Here is a 15,206-nt window from a genome sequence, read left to right as displayed (position 1 = left end):
TATGTAGATATCCATTTCGGCACTGCTCGATGGTGCTCGCGCGTCGCATACTCGAATGCAATACACAACCGAGAGGGTGGTCACATGAGTGCAATCGAATACCGGCTTCCGCAGGAACGTCGCATCGTCACGGAGTTCCCGGGCCCGCGCTCGGCTGCGCTCGCAGAGCGTCGTAAGAAGGTTGTCGGAGCAGGCGTCGCGTCCACCCTTCCGGTGTACGTCGCTGACGCGGACGGCGGAGTGATCGTCGATGTCGACGGCAACTCGCTCGTCGATCTCGGTGCCGGTATCGCCGTGACCAGCGTCGGTGCATCCAACCCGGCTGTTGTCGCCGCAGTTCAGGATCAGGTTGCACACTTCACCCACACCTGTTTCATGGTCGCTCCGTACGAGGGCTACATCGAGGTCGCCGAGCGCCTGGCCGAACTCACCCCCGGTGACCACGAGAAGCGTTCCGTTCTGTTCAACTCCGGCGCCGAAGCCGTCGAGAACGCCGTCAAGATCGCGCGTCACGCAACGGGTCGCGACGCCGTTGTGGTGTTCGATCACGCGTACCACGGCCGCACCAACCTCACGATGGCACTGACGGCAAAATCCATGCCGTACAAGAGTGGCTTCGGTCCCTTTGCCCCCGAGGTCTACCGCGTTCCGATGTCCTACCCGTACCGCGAGGGCCTGAACGTCGACGGTTCGAAGATCACCGGTGAGCAGGCCGCACAGCGCGCCATCACGATGATCGAGAAGCAGATCGGCGCGTCGAACACGGCAGCCATCCTCATCGAGCCCATCCAGGGTGAGGGCGGATTCATCGTTCCCGCAGAAGGATTCCTCCCGACGCTCGTCGCGTGGGCCAAGGAAAACGGTGTCGTCTTCATCGCCGACGAGGTCCAGGCAGGCTTTGCTCGCACCGGTGCCTGGTTCGCCAGCGACCACGAGGGAATCGTCCCGGACCTGGTCACGCTTGCCAAGGGCATCGCCGGCGGCATGCCGCTCGCAGCTGTCACAGGCCGCGCCGACCTGATCGACGCAGTCCACCCGGGCGGTCTCGGCGGCACGTACGGCGGTAACCCCGTCGCCTGCGCCGCGGCGCTGGCATCCATCGACCAGATGCACGAGCTGGACCTCTGTGGTCGCGCCCGCACCATCGAGACCACCGTCGTCGGTCGAATGAACGCGCTGGCAAAGGAACTCGACGTCATCGGCGACGTTCGTGGACGCGGCGCCATGCTCGCCATCGAGCTGGTCAAGCCCGGCGGACAGGAGCCGGATGCCGACATCACGAAGGCCATCGCAGCTGCGTGCCTCGCGGCAGGCGTTGTGATCCTCACGTGCGGCACTTACGGTAACGTCATTCGTCTACTCCCTCCGTTGGTCATTTCCGAAGAACTGCTCGACGACGCCCTGACCGTCCTCGAGTCTGCTATTCGCACTGCAGCACAGGAGAACTGACATGTCGAACGTCTCGGAACTTCTCGATTCCGTACCCCAAGGTCTCTGGCTGGGCGGCAAGCTCACGCCGGCCGAGAAGACCTTTGCGGTCTACAACCCGGCAACCGGCGAAGAGTTGGCTCAGGTAGCCGACGCCACTGCAGCTGACGGTATCCGCGCCCTCGATCTCGCTGCTGCGGCACAAGATGATTGGGCCGCGACGCCTGCTCGGAACCGTGGCGAGATCTTGCGTCGCGCGTTCGAGTTGTTGCACGCCCGCGCCGAGGACTTCGCGCTGATGATGACCCTGGAAATGGGTAAGTCGTTGGCCGAGAGTCGCGGTGAGGTCAACTACGGTGGCGAGTTCCTGCGTTGGTTCAGTGAGGAAGCCGTCCGCATCGGTGGACGTTTCACACAGGCTCCGGCCGGTAACGGTCGCATCCTTGTCACCAAAGAAGCCGTCGGACCGGTTCTGGCGATCACGCCGTGGAATTTCCCGTTGGCCATGGGAACCCGAAAGATCGGACCGGCACTTGCGGCCGGCTGCACCATCATCGTCAAGCCGGCCGAGGACACTCCGCTCACCATGCAGCTTCTCGGCCAGGTATTTGCCGACGCCGGCCTGCCTGACGGTGTGCTCTCGATCCTCCCGACCTCCGACGCCGCAGCTATCAGCGGACCGCTGATGGAAGACGCACGTCTGCGCAAGGTTACGTTCACCGGTTCCACCGGCGTCGGAAAGCTGTTGGTGCGCAATGCCGCTGACAAGCTTCTCCGCACGTCCATGGAACTGGGTGGCAACGCTCCGTTCATCGTCTTCGACGATGCCGACATCGATGCAGCTGTCGACGGTGCGATGCTTGCGAAGATGCGTAACGGCGGCGAGGCGTGCACCGCAGCTAACCGCATTTACGTTGCCAACTCGGTGCGCGAAGAATTCACCGACAAGTTCACCGCCAAGGTTGCGGCCTTGAAGGTGGGCGCAGGTGACGCCGAGGGTACCAACATCGGCCCGCTGATCAACACCAAGCAACTCGCCACCGTCACCGGACTCGTCGACGACGCCGTGTCCAAGGGTGCGCGCGTTCGCACCGGTGGATCGGCGCCCGAAGGCCCGGGGTTCTTCTTCACCCCGACCGTTCTCGACCAGGTGCCCGCCGACGCGCGCCTGCTGAAGGAAGAAATCTTCGGACCTGTTGCAGCCGTAGTCGGTTTCGACACCGAAGACGAAGCCATCGCCGCAGCGAACAACACCGAGTTCGGGCTTGTGGCGTACTTCTACACCCGTGACATCGATCGCGCGATGCGCGTCTCGGCGAAGCTGGACACCGGCATGGTCGGCGTCAACCGCGGCGCGATCTCCGATGCCGCAGCACCGTTCGGTGGTGTCAAGGAATCAGGCTTCGGTCGCGAAGGCGGAACCGAAGGTATCGACGAGTACCTCGACACCAAGTACGTAGCGCTGTAAGTTCTTCCGCGAACAACGAAGGCCTCGCCGGATTCCCGGCGAGGCCTTCGTTGTTCGAGGTTATTGTCCCAGCGGAGTGGGGCGGTAGTACTTGCCCTCGTGATAAAGAAGCGGCGCCGCGGCGGAATCATCGTCTTCGTCGGCGTGAACTCGGGTGACAAGCCCGACAACAAGGGTGTGGTCGCCCACCGGAATCAACTGATCGACCGTGACGCGCATCCAACTGGGCGTGCCGTGCAGAACCGGCTCGCCGGTATCGAGGACAGCCCAGAGTGATTGATCGGCAAAACGCTGATCGGCGCTGCGCGCAAAGCGCTGGGCCAAATGTTGTTGGTGTTCACCGAGAAGATGAATCACCAAGGACTTTGCGGCCTTCAGGGCGGTGATGCTCGACGACGTCTCCGCGATGTTGAACGACACGAGCGGCGGCTCGAGCGAGAGCGACGAGAACGAGGTCGCCGTGAACCCTACCGGTCCGGTGCCGGAGTCGAGGGTGACAACAGTGACTCCCGCGGGGTGACGGCCCAGTGCGGCCCGGTAGTCGGCGGCGCAGATGCCGGTGGACAACTCGGGCGCGGTGGTCGCGTCGGGTGTGGTTGGGTTGGAAATATCGTTCGGCGTGTCAGTCAACGGGGCTCTCCGGTGGGAAATTTGGTCTTTCGACCCACTATAAGCGCGCGTCTGACCGTCCTTAGTCCATATCCACGGCAAGGCCGGCCGTGATGCGCAGCAGTTCCGGATACGTCGTGCGGAAGACTGTGTTCGGATGGCCCGCCGCGGCCCACAGGATCGGATACTGCTCGAGCGCGGTGTCGACGTACGTCGGCAGGTTGGTGGGGTGCCCGAGCGGCGCCACTCCGCCGATGGGTTGACCCGTTGCGGCCTTGGCCATCTCCAGCGGAGCCCGGGTCAGTTTGCCTTCGAGGCGCTCACCCGTTGCCTGCAGATTCACCTGGTGCGCGCCTGAGACCAGCAACAACACTGGATCGTCGTCGAGTAGGAAGACGAGTGACTTGGTGATCGCGCCCACCTCCACCCCGACAGCTGCCGCTGCTTCTTCGGCAGTGTGCGTCGCGTCGGCTTGCGTGACGATGACGCCGTGATGACCGCGAGCGATCAGGGTTTCGGCGACGTGCGAGGCGTTGGGGTGGAGGAGGCTCGTCATGAATTCAAGAGTAGGACTAGTCGGCGATTGTCACAGCCGGAGTTGGCACTGTGTCGGCGGACTTTCGGTTCTTCCTGATTGTAAATCCGAACAACATGGCGGCGCCGACCACGGCGTACAGGAAAAGCGTCAGCACGGGCTGGCCGACTCCGACGTTGCCGAAGTACACGATGCTTCGAACACCCTCGGTGCCGGCGCCCGGAGTGATCCACCGGCCGATCGCGGCATAGAACGACGGGAGCACATTCGAGCCGAAAGCGCCTCCGGCACTGGGATTGCCGAGGATGACAAACACTGCGATCGCCAACGGGACGGCGAGAACGCCGATTGCCGCGCGGAGTCCGACCGTGAACATTGCCGTACCGAACACGACGGCACTTCCCAGCAGCGAGAGCGGGAGCCAGTGCCCGGCAAAGGTCCCGAGAACATGCGACGTGATGAGTGCGCCAAACGCCCCGGAAATCACCGAGTACACGGCGATCACACCGGTATGCGCAGCTGCCTGGCGAAGCGTCTTCGGTGCACCGATGAACAGGCCGATTGCTGCGGCAAAGAGGTAGCCGCCCACAACCCAGCCGATCGAGAGGTAGAAGCCGGACAGGCCGCGGTTGTCGTGAGCGCCCACCGGGATCTCGTCGCGCACCACGAACTCGCGGTTCTGGCTGCTCTCGACCTGGGCAAAGATGGATTCGAGTGACGTCGCAATGGAGCTACCGCCCGCGCTGGCGGTGATCAGGGTGTCGGCTCCCGCCGGATTGATGACAAACGCACCCTGGATCTCGCGATCGTGGAGCATCCGACGCGCTGCGGCGGTGTTGTCGCCAACGCGCGCGTCGAGCGGGCTGCCGTCGATGGCGTTGAGCTTGTCGGCGACCTGCTGATCCATGCCGGCCGGTGTGCCCTGATCTGCGATGACCACAATCTCGATGTCACGTGGCGTCGGCTGATGGAACGCGGCGACATAGCTGAGGATGAAGCCCATCTGGAGCAGGATCATGCCGACGAACAGCGCGACCATGACTTTCGGGGCGCCGTATTTGGCCAGCAAGTTGTCGCTGGGGTGTTCGTGCTGCGGCGTGGGTGTTTCCGGTGCGGCGTGTGCCGGATGCGTTGTGGTCACGATGAGTCCTGATCTTGTCGAAAGTAAAGAGCTTGTCAATACCCGAGGTATTGAATACTCTAGGTATCGTGACTGAATCCCGTCAACCGGACTTCGTACCGGTAACCCGCCCCGGACGCGACGTTGTGCGGCAAAGACTGCTCGACGCTGCGGCGGAAGAATTTGGGGAGCAAGGATTCAGTGCTGCACGTCTCACCGAAGTGGCCCGCCGAGCGGGCTTCACGAAGGGCGCCGTCTACTCCAACTTCGATTCCAAACAAGATCTGTTTGCCGAACTTTTTGCGCAACGGTCACTCGAACTTGCCGGGAGAGTGCTCGCCGAAATCGCCGGCATGAGTCCCACCGACGCGGCCGGTAAGGGTGGCGAGGCAATCGCGTCGTGGATGGCCGGCAACCCCGGGTGGTTGCTGCTCGTCCTCGAATTCGGGGTCCTCGCCGGACGTGACCCCCAGATCGCCCAGGCGTACCTCCGAGAGCGTCGGCACCTACGTAGTCAACTGGTGGAATTGATCGGAGCGCGAGCCCGGGAATGGGGCGTCGAGGATGCCTTCGATGTGCGGACTACCGCAATCTCCTTGATGGCCTTGATATCCGGATTGGTTCTCGAACACTCCGTGGACCCGGAAGAAGTCGATCAACAAGCAATGGGCGCCGCAGTGACCGCTCTGTTTGCAGGCGCAGTCGCGCGGGCCGGTTTGCCAACCAGCTAACGCATCGGCGTCTGGGTGGCGTCGCAGTCGCGGATATTCGGCGCCGCGCGCCAATTGTGCGCCCGCAGGGACAACTAGCCGCGCGGCTGAACATTAGCCGCGCGGCAACCGCATCAATTCCGACATAGCAAACAAAACGCCCGCGACCGGAATCGGCCGCGGGCGTTCGAGCAAAGAAACTCAGACTGTTGCTGGAGTGTTCTCGTCGAGTTTCGGATCTTCGTTCGCGATCCGCTTGTTTCGGATAACGCTGCTGATAAAGGCCGCGCCGATCAAGAAGACACCAACAAGGCCGGTGATGATCTCGTTGATGTGAACACCGATGGACACCATCAGGATGACGGCCAGAGCGCCGATGGCCCAGTGAGCGCCGTGCTCGAGGTAGACGTAATCGGACAGCGTGCCCTTGCGGACGAGGAAGACGGTGATGGAGCGGACGAACATCGCGCCGACAAAGCCGAGGCCGAGAGCGATGATGATCGGGTCCGAGGTGATCGCAAACGCGCCGATGACGCCGTCGAAGGAGAAGGACGCGTCGAGGACCTCGAGGTACAGGAACAGGAAGAATCCGGCCTTACCTGTTGCCTTGGCCAGCTCGGTGGGTCCGCCGGACCTGACGGTCTCTTCGTCTTCGTCCTCTTCGGGAAGGTTGAAGAGTTCACCCAACCCGTTGACGGCGATGTACGTGATCATGCCGAGCACGCCGGAGATCATGACCGTCGTGACCTTGTCGTCTGCGGCGAGGAACGAACCTGCCAGAACCAGAGTGAGGCCGGCAACGACAACTGCGAGCTGATCCAGCTTGCCGATCCGCGCAAGGGGCTTCTCGAGCCAGGACAGCCAGGTGATCTCACGCTCTTCGAAGATGAAGCCGAGGAACAGCATCAGCAGGAACATGCCACCGAAGGCGGCGATGGTCGGGTGAGCGTCGGTGATCAGTGTTTCGTAGCTCGGATCGCCGTTGGGGAAGTAGGCGGCGTCGTCGGCCGGCGGGTTCAGCGCGAGGTCGAGTGCCGCGATCGGACCCAGGCCCGATGCCGCCCACACGATGACAAGCGGGAACACCAGACGCATACCGAACACCGCGATCACGATGCCGACGGTGAGGAAGATTTTCTGCCAGAAATCACTCATTCTTCGCAGAACGGTGGCATTGATGACGGCGTTGTCGAAGGAAAGCGAAATTTCCAGAATTGACAGGATGACAACGAGGAACAGAGCCTCGGGTCCGCCGTAGATGAACGCGACGATCATCGCGATGATCGAAATGCCGATCGATAAACCGAATATTCGCAGTACCACGGAGCGTGGCCCTTTCTAGTTGGTCAGTGCGCAGTGGTTACTGCAGCGGTTATCTCACCGCAATCGATACGAAGCCGGGGAGAGTTCCACAGCGTACTGCGGAACTCTCCCTTTGGTCAGCTCGACGGTAGGTCGACTATCAGACGTTGACGCCGTAGTCGCGTGCGATGCCCGCGAGGCCCGAGGCGTAGCCCTGGCCGATAGCGCGGAACTTCCACTCTGCGCCGTTGCGGTACAGCTCGCCGAAGACCATGGCGGTCTCGGTGGAGGCGTCCTCGGACAGGTCGTAGCGGGCAAGTTCGTTGCCGTTGGACTTGTCGACAACGCGGATGTACGCGTTGCGGACCTGGCCGAAGGACTGCGAGCGTGCTTCTGCGTCGTAGATCGAGACGGGGAAGACGACGCTCTCGATGTTGGCCGGAACAGCGGCGAGGTTCACGTCGATCTGCTCGTCGTCGCCTTCGCCTTCACCGTCGGTGTTGTCACCCTTGTGCTCGATCGAGCCGTCGGGCGAACGCAGGTTGTTGAAGAAGATGAAGTGCTGGTCGGAGACGACCTTCTTGTCTGCACCTGCGCCGATTGCGCTGGCGTCGAGGTCGAAGGCTGCGCCGGTGGTGGAACGTGCGTCCCAGCCCAGGCCGACAACCACTGCGGTCAGGTTCGGGGCCTCCTTCGTGAGAGAGACATTGCCGCCTTTGGTCAAGCTGACGCCCATTCAGGGGTCCTTTCAAGAGAAGAGACATGGCCCGCGACGACGATTGGCCGTCTTGGGAATGTGTTTACCTCCTCCACCCTAACGGCACTTCGGGTGTGGCTGCGGTAACAGTGGAAATCGAAACGGAAGCGCAAGCAGTCGGCCCCGTAGGATTCAATCGTGGTAGGCAGATGGTCGGAGCGCTTCAATCGGGGGGTGAGCGTGGAGGAGTCGATCAGTCGTGCGCGGGAGGCGCAGACTGCGATGGTCTCGGCGTTTCTCGACATGGACAAGCGTCAGACGATTGCTTCCGCTGCTGTCAAAGCGTCGACCGAGCTCTTCCCCGAGCGTGGTCTGGGCGAGGCCTGGAAACCGGTGAGGGACAAGTGCTACGTGGCGGTGTCGAACTACCTGTCCACGAGCGAGCAGTACGGGAACGACCAAGCTCTCCATCGTGATGCGCGCACTGCCACTGCGGCCTTCGAGAAGTCGGTGGCCGAACTGGTATCCGCAGCTCAAAGCATTGATGCCTTCTACAACGGCAATCGAAGCCACCTCGAGCAGGCCACGGCGACGATGTCCACGATTCCGGTTCTCGGTCAGCAGGCGCGCACGGCTGCCGAAGCCGCTCGCCGCGCGTTGAGTGATACCGATCGGCGCTATTGCGAGTACCCGTCGGTAGTTGCGTCGTCGGAGCATCTGGACGCGTCCGTTGCCGCGCTCGCTCGGGCGGAACACGGTGAGCGGGCAGACGAAATCCGGGTCGAAGCCGAGCGGGTCAACGCCGCGGCAGCAGCACTCACGGAAGCATTGGCCCAGGCACCGTCCACACAGCGACATGCGCAGACGACGGTGTCGGCTGTGTCGACGAGGCTGGCGGCGGTGCGAACGCGGGTGGACCGCCTCGACCCTGCGTATTCGGCATTGCTCCGGGAGTTCAATGCCGCGAGTTCAGCAGATCTGGTCAACAACAGCAGTCGGAGTCGTGAACATATCGATAACGCCGCTGCCGATTTGAACGAGGCAATGCAGGCTTTGGATGTGGGCAATCCGGAACATGCGTTGGCGTTGATGGCAGATGCGCGTCTTCATCTTGCCGAGGCGGAAGCCTGCGTCGATGCTGTGACGGATCGTTTGACAACACTTCGGGCAGTTCGGGCAGATCCGACAGAAAAAGAGCGTCAGGTCCGTTTTCGTTTGAAAGACGCGCAGATGTTTGCCGTCAATCACGGTTTGGTGGCGGAATGGGGGTCCGTGCTCGATGCGCAGTTGGCGCGGATCGAACGGGCGGCTGCGTCACTGACGGGAACTCATCCGGACTACTGGTCGTATGTCATGCAGTTGGATTCGGTTTCGGCGTTCATCGCCGAAGTCGTCGAAAAGATGCGAACGCAAGCAGGAAGACGCTGACCAAGAACTGAATATGCAGGTCGGGGCCGATCGGGGGATCGGGATGGACACCCGAAAAATCAAGTGGGGGATGAAACGTGGAATTGCCATCGGTCATAGAGAGAAGAGACATGCAGCACTTTCAACACCTCGAGGATGATGTGCGGGAACAACTGTTCCTGCATGCTCCCCGGACCTTCAGCGACTCCGACGAGCGAGACCTGCTGGCGATCGCTTTGGGCGCGACTCTCTACGTTCCCGCCACGCGGGCAGGGTTGGCCGAGATCGTGGAGAAGCGCGCTGGCGAAGGTGTCAGTTCGATGGTTCTCGATCTCGAGGACGCCGTCGCGGACGACGAGGTGGAAACTGCGCGGGCCAATGCCGTGGCCGCGCTCGACAAGATCGCGGCAACGGATGCGGTCGGCATGTTGCTCTTCGTCCGGGTCCGTGAAGTGTCCGACATCGCGGACATTGCACAATCGCTGACGATTGGGCGCGCTGCGCTGACCGGATTTGTCATCCCGAAATTCGGGAGTGAATCCGGCGAGTCATTCCTCGATGCCGTCGCTGACGCGTCGGAAGCGCTCGGAAAGCATCTGTACGCCATGCCCGTGCTCGAATCGCCGGAACTGGTACACCGTGATACCCGCGATCATGAATTGCGCAGTGTCCAAGAGCTTCTGGCTCGTCATCGGGATCGCATTCTCGCGGTTCGCATCGGCGCCACCGACATGTGCAGCACGTTCGGTATCCGCCGTGACCGCGACTTGACGATCTACGACGTGCGTGTAGTTGTCGATGTCATCGCCGACATCGTCAATTACCTTGGCCGAGCCGATGGTTCGGGTTTTGTCATCACCGGGCCGGTGTGGGAGTACTTCGCGGACCACGAGCGTATGTTCCGCCCGATGCTGCGTGCGACGCCGTTCGAGGAGCACGACGCGGTGCGGTTCCGGCAGCACTTGGTGAGCCGCGACCTGGACGGTTTGTTGCGGGAAATCGCTTTGGATCGGGCCAACGGCATTCAAGGTAAGACGGTTATCCACCCGTCGCACGTTGCCGCGGTCAATGCGTTGTCCGCAGTCACCCATGAGGAGTACCACGACGCTCTCGACATTTTGGGCGTCGAGGTGGGTGGGGTGCAGGCGTCCGGCTACCGGAACAAGATGAACGAGATGAAGCCGCACCGCAACTGGGCTAGGCAGACAGCCTTGCGTGCACGTGTTTTCGGCGTGACCAACAAGGGGATCACGTTTGTCGAACTGCTGACGGCGTTGGTTGATCGATGACCAGCAGCGTGGGGTCGGTTCCCTGGGCCACAGAAGAATTCGGATTGGATCTTGTACACGGCGACTCCGCTGTCGGACGGACGGTGCCGGAGTTGGTGATTCCCGGACTGCGTCGCAATCCGCGCCGTGCGCACCTGTTGGTGTCGACGGTACTCGGCAAGCACATCCCGACGCCGCCATCGGTTGTCATCGGGGCCGCCGACGATCTGGGTGATCTGGTGCGCGAGCGCCTGGGCGTCGGCGTTGACGTTGTTGTGCTCGGATTTGCCGAAACTGCAACAGGTTTGGGCCATTGTGTTGCTGCCCGCCTGCATGCTCACTGCTACTTGCATTCGACGCGCCGCGACGTACCAGGGGCTACTACGTTGGCCGGGTTCGAGGAGGGGCACTCGCATGCGACAAGTCACCTGATGCAACCGACGTCGGCGGAACTGTTCGAGAACAATTTGCCCCTGGTGTTGGTAGACGACGAAATATCGACCGGTGCAACAGCTATCGATGCCATTCGCGCACTGCACGGCCAGTGCCCGCGCGAGCGGTACGTCGTGGCCTCGCTGGTGGACATGAGAACCGACGAGCATCGCGCGGCCAGTGAGGCTGCCGCGGCAGAATTGGGAGTGGCTATCGATTACGTCAGTCTCGCATCGGGTTCCACTGTTCTGCCGCTCGGTCTGACGGAACGAGTGACGGCGCTGGATGCTCCCACTCTCAATATTGCCGGTACCGATCGCGGTTCGGTCACCAGAGTGGACATTCCGTGGCCGGCGGCAGTACCGGACGGAGGCCGTCACGGATTCCTCGACGCGGATTCGGCAGGTTTCGACAGCGCGGTCGAAGCCGCTGTCAGGGTTCTGGATTCGACGGTGGCACCAGACCGTGCACTGATCGTGGTCGGTCACGAAGAGTTGATGTATCTCCCTCTTCGCATTGCGAGCGGTCTCGAACGCGGCGGCCGCCAGGTGCGGTACCAGACGACCACGCGGTCTCCGGCATACGTCATGGACCATGTGGGCTACCCGCTGCGTCGTGGATTCACCTTTGTCGCACCGGAATCCGGCGAGAACGAGCCGCGCTTTCTGTACAACGCGCAGTGGCCGGACGTGGCCGTCGACGCACTTGTCGTGCTGATCGTGGACGAACCTGCCGACACCGATCGCCTGATGGCGTCCGGCGGTGTCGTGGAGGCACTGAGAAATGCCGGGACCGATGTTGTCGTGGCAACGGTGCGCGGCGCAGACCCGTCGACGTTGCGGGATTCGAGAGAAGGTGAAGGCACATGACGGCGCCTCTGGTCGGACCCGAGTTCGGTTCGTATGCACCCGATGAAGTGACATGGTTGCTCAAGGACCTGTCTCATGTAGACCTCGAGGCGGACGTTGCGCTGCGGGAGAAGCGTATTCAGTCGGGTGAAGCACATTATGCCGAATCCCTTCCCATCGAGTACCAGCCCGATGCGGCGTATCGCGAACTGTTCGAAACCGTGTTGTCGGAGAGTGCGCCCAGGTTGGCGCGTGCGGTCGGAACGGTCACAGACCTGGTGCTGGCCGAGCGCGGCTCCGACGTCGTATTGGTCTCGCTGGCCCGCGCGGGCACTCCGGTGGGAATTTTGATGCGGCGGTGGGCGCAGCACGTCCACGGATTGACCTTGCCGCACTACGCCGTGTCGATCGTGCGGGGTAAAGGCATCGATTCTGTCGCGCTCGATTATCTTGCGCGCCATCATGATGCGTCGAACATCGTCTTTGTCGACGGCTGGACGGGCAAGGGTGCTATTGCCCGGGAACTCGAGGCCGCTCTCGCCGAATATCATGCGGCGGGCGGCGCCGAATTCAATCCGGACCTCGCTGTTCTCGCGGATCCCGGATACTGCGTTCGGACCTACGGCACCCGAGACGATTTCCTGATCGCGTCGGCGTGCCTCAATTCGACTGTGTCCGGTCTGGTCTCACGGACGGTTCTCAACGACACCCTCATCGGACCCGGGGACTTTCACGGCGCGAAGTTCTACGCCGATCTGGCCGACGTCGATGTGTCCAACCGTCTACTCGACGTCGTCTCGGCGGAATTCGACAACGTACGGAGTGATGTCGCGGATTCACTTGCCGCTGTGCGCGCTTCGGATCGGACACCGACCTGGGCAGGCTGGGAATCGGTGGAGAAGGTGCAGGCGGAATACGGGATTTCGACCGTGAACTTCGTGAAACCGGGTGTCGGCGAGACCACCCGCGTGCTGCTTCGCCGACTGCCCTGGAAGGTGCTCGTTCGCGAGAGCAGAGCACCCGAACACGCACACATCCGTCTGCTGGCCGAAGCTCGCGGCGTCCCGGTCGAGGAAGTACCCGATCTTGCGTACTCCTGCGTCGGATTGATCAAGGACATCACATGAGTGCGTCACCGGTACTGGTTGCGACCGATCTGGATCGCACGATGATCTATTCGAAAAACGCGATCGGCGGGGATCCCACCGGCACCGATCTGACCTCGGCACAGCACTACGTGTGCGTCGAGTACTACGACGGCGGTCCGCTGTCCCACATGAGCACCGAGACCATCGATCAGCTCCGGGCGCTCAGCGCGGCAACGCCGGTGATTCCCACGACCACCCGGACTATCGCGCAGTTCCAGCGCATCGACCTGCCGGGCGCTCCGTGGAAATACGCGATCACGAGCAACGGCGGCAACATCCTGGTGGACGGAAAGCCCGATCTCCGCTGGCGCAGCGAGATCGACCGATCGACCCGCACTGCCGGGATGGAGCTGGCGCACGTTTACAGTGAACTGGAAACCCGCATCGACGTCAGCTGGGTCAGTTCCATGCGGGTGGCAGACGAGCTGTTCCCGTACTTGGTAGTGGACTTGTCGACCATCCCGGCCGATTTCGAAGCGGACTGGAGTGCCTGGTGCACCTCACGCGGTTGGAACGTCTCGCGACAAGGCCGGAAGATCTACACGATGCCGGACGCGGTCTCGAAATCTCGAGCCCTCGCCGAGGTGCGAGCCCGCCTCGTCGACGCGGGCGAACTCACGCCGGACGCCACTGTCCTGTCGGCCGGAGACGGTGCACTCGATGCGGACATGCTCGAATATGCGGACTTCGCGATCCGGCCCCGGCACGGTGAGCTGGAAGAACTCAACTGGCAACGGCCGACCGTTACTGTGACAGAAGGATCCGGTATCGCGGCGAGTGCGGAGATTGTGCGTTGGTTCTCCGCCCACGTTGCCGCGATGACGGTCGGAACACCGCAAGAGTCCGAGCAGCTCTCTAAGTAATGCACGCTCTGAAATGAAGGAGATGTAGTTGTCTGTATCGCTTGCCAAAGGTCAGAACGGTCCGTTGGATGTGCCGGAGGTGATTGTCTCAGTGCAGTTGGCCGCCGCCGCTGACCTCTCCGCACTGCTCGTGGCCGGCAACGGCAAAGTGCGCTCCGACGCGGACTTCGTCTTCTTCAATCAGCCCACCGGGCCAGGCGTGCAGTTGGTTCCCAACCCGGGTGGCATCGCGTCGCTCAAGGTTTCGCTGGCCGGTGTGCCTGCCGACATCGAGCAGGTTCGTGCGGTGATCACTCTCGACGACACTTCCTCGAATTTCGGGCGCACCGCGGCGCCGACGGCTCGGGTATCGGATGCCGCCGGAAACGTGCTGTACGAGTACGTGATCGACGGGCTGTCCAGCGAGTCCATCGTCATCGCGCTCGAGGTGTACCGACGTCAGGGCGCGTGGAAGGTCCGCGCCGTCGGGCAGGGCTATGCCGGTGGATTTGCAGCGTTGGTGACGGATCACGGTGTCTCCGTCGACGACGCACCAGCACCCGCTGCCCAGGCCGCACCCCCGCAACCGGCCTACAGCCCGCCGCCGCAGCAGCAGCCGGTCTACAACCAGCCTCCCCAGCAGCAGCCGGCCTACAACCAGCCGCCGCAGCAGCAGCCGGTCTACAACCAGCCGCCGCAGCAGCAGCCGTCGTACAACGCGCCGCCGGCCCCGCCCGCGCCGCCGGTGTACAACCAGCCTCCTGCCGCACCGGCTGAGGTGAGCCTGGTGAAGGGTCGCCCCGTCAGCCTCACCAAGGGGCAGAAGGTCACGCTCCGCAAGGAGGGCGGCGTTGCACTCACTCTGATCCAGATGGGGTTGGGCTGGGACCCGATCAAGAAGAGCGGCATGTTCGGCAGCCGCACGGCCAATGTCGACCTCGATGCGTCGGCGCTCCTGTACGCCGACGGCAATCTGGTCGACGTCTGCTACTACGGACAGCTCACGTCGAAGGACGGGTCGGTGCGTCACATGGGTGACAACCTGACCGGCGACGGTGATGGTGACGACGAAGTGATGACGGTCGATCTCCAGCGCGTGCCTGCGCACGTCAACGCGGTGATCTTCACGGTTACGTCGTACCGCGGGCACACTTTCGAGCAGGTGCAGAATGCGTTCTGCCGTTTGGTCGACAGCACCACCAACTCCGAATTGGCTCGGTACACGATGCAGGGCGGTATGGCGTTCACCGGAATGGTGATGGCAAAGGTGTACCGGCAGAACGGTGAATGGAAGCTGCAGGCGATCGGCGAGGGCATCCAGGCAAAGCACGCCGGCGAAGCCGCACCACAGCTGGGCCGTTTCCTGATGGCGTAGTGAGTGAAATTCGGTTG

The 15,206-nt window shown here is 62.5% G+C and carries 14 protein-coding genes; 9 read left to right on the top strand and 5 right to left on the bottom strand.

Going from position 1 to position 15,206, the window contains the following annotated elements:
- The first annotated feature begins 84 nt into the window (after positions 1-84).
- Positions 85-1,449, top strand: coding sequence for a 4-aminobutyrate--2-oxoglutarate transaminase (gene gabT, locus FEZ60_RS09365; RefSeq protein ID WP_033236294.1), 1,365 nt, complete (start codon positions 85-87; stop codon positions 1,447-1,449).
- A gap of 1 nt (position 1,450) precedes the next feature.
- Entirely contained in the window at positions 1,451-2,896 is a 1,446-nt protein-coding gene (locus tag FEZ60_RS09360) for an NAD-dependent succinate-semialdehyde dehydrogenase (protein WP_033236295.1), read from the top strand.
- Positions 2,897-2,956: 60 nt separating this feature from the next.
- On the opposite strand, the gene dszD is transcribed toward FEZ60_RS09360, so the two are convergent.
- The 3 genes from dszD to FEZ60_RS09345 form a co-directional block, all read right to left on the bottom strand.
- Positions 2,957-3,526, bottom strand: a complete 570-nt coding sequence (gene dszD, locus FEZ60_RS09355) for an NADH:FMN oxidoreductase DszD (RefSeq protein WP_033236296.1) — start codon at positions 3,524-3,526, stop codon at positions 2,957-2,959.
- A gap of 61 nt (positions 3,527-3,587) precedes the next feature.
- Positions 3,588-4,061, bottom strand: coding sequence for a YbaK/EbsC family protein (locus FEZ60_RS09350; protein WP_033236297.1), 474 nt, complete (start codon positions 4,059-4,061; stop codon positions 3,588-3,590).
- Between the two features lie 16 nt (positions 4,062-4,077).
- On the bottom strand, positions 4,078-5,181 hold the full coding sequence (locus FEZ60_RS09345) for a hypothetical protein (protein WP_172935955.1): 1,104 nt from the start codon (positions 5,179-5,181) through the stop codon (positions 4,078-4,080).
- Positions 5,182-5,249: 68 nt separating this feature from the next.
- Between FEZ60_RS09345 and FEZ60_RS09340 the strand changes: the two genes are divergently transcribed.
- A complete protein-coding gene (locus tag FEZ60_RS09340) occupies positions 5,250-5,891 on the top strand; it encodes a TetR family transcriptional regulator (protein ID WP_172935954.1) in 642 nt (213 codons plus the stop codon).
- 180 nt (positions 5,892-6,071) lie between these two features.
- On the opposite strand, the gene FEZ60_RS09335 is transcribed toward FEZ60_RS09340, so the two are convergent.
- Together FEZ60_RS09335 and FEZ60_RS09330 are read right to left on the bottom strand one after the other, a co-directional pair.
- Positions 6,072-7,193 carry a DUF475 domain-containing protein gene (locus tag FEZ60_RS09335; protein WP_033236299.1) on the bottom strand — a complete coding sequence of 374 codons (1,122 nt, stop codon included), beginning with the start codon at positions 7,191-7,193 and terminating at the stop codon, positions 6,072-6,074.
- Between the two features lie 139 nt (positions 7,194-7,332).
- A complete protein-coding gene (locus FEZ60_RS09330; RefSeq protein ID WP_033236300.1) occupies positions 7,333-7,908 on the bottom strand; it encodes a TerD family protein in 576 nt (191 codons plus the stop codon).
- 243 nt (positions 7,909-8,151) lie between these two features.
- Between FEZ60_RS09330 and FEZ60_RS09325 the strand changes: the two genes are divergently transcribed.
- The 6 genes from FEZ60_RS09325 (at position 8,152) to FEZ60_RS09300 (ending at position 15,189) form a co-directional block, all read left to right on the top strand.
- A complete protein-coding gene (locus FEZ60_RS09325) occupies positions 8,152-9,297 on the top strand; it encodes a hypothetical protein (protein WP_033236375.1) in 1,146 nt (381 codons plus the stop codon).
- A gap of 110 nt (positions 9,298-9,407) precedes the next feature.
- Positions 9,408-10,565 (top strand): HpcH/HpaI aldolase/citrate lyase family protein, encoded by a 1,158-nt coding sequence (locus tag FEZ60_RS09320; RefSeq protein ID WP_172935953.1) that lies wholly within the window; start codon positions 9,408-9,410, stop codon positions 10,563-10,565.
- Positions 10,562-11,845 (top strand): phosphoribosyltransferase family protein, encoded by a 1,284-nt coding sequence (locus FEZ60_RS09315; protein ID WP_141486595.1) that lies wholly within the window; start codon positions 10,562-10,564, stop codon positions 11,843-11,845. The genes FEZ60_RS09320 and FEZ60_RS09315 overlap by 4 nt, the downstream gene beginning before the upstream one ends.
- Complete coding sequence (locus FEZ60_RS09310) at positions 11,842-12,951, top strand: cysteine protease StiP family protein (protein ID WP_172935952.1); 1,110 nt, start codon at positions 11,842-11,844, stop codon at positions 12,949-12,951. Before FEZ60_RS09315 ends, FEZ60_RS09310 begins: the two co-directional genes overlap by 4 nt.
- Positions 12,948-13,835, top strand: coding sequence for an HAD family hydrolase (locus FEZ60_RS09305; protein WP_172935951.1), 888 nt, complete (start codon positions 12,948-12,950; stop codon positions 13,833-13,835). Before FEZ60_RS09310 ends, FEZ60_RS09305 begins: the two co-directional genes overlap by 4 nt.
- 28 nt (positions 13,836-13,863) lie before the next feature.
- Positions 13,864-15,189, top strand: a complete 1,326-nt coding sequence (locus FEZ60_RS09300) for a TerD family protein (protein WP_033236305.1) — start codon at positions 13,864-13,866, stop codon at positions 15,187-15,189.
- Positions 15,190-15,206: the final 17 nt, after the last annotated feature.

The organism is Rhodococcus sp. MS16, assembly GCF_013277795.1.
Lineage (GTDB): Bacteria > Actinomycetota > Actinomycetes > Mycobacteriales > Mycobacteriaceae > Rhodococcus_F > Rhodococcus_F globerula.
Note: the sequence above shows the minus strand (reverse complement) of the source record. Positions and strands in the feature narration are given on the sequence as shown.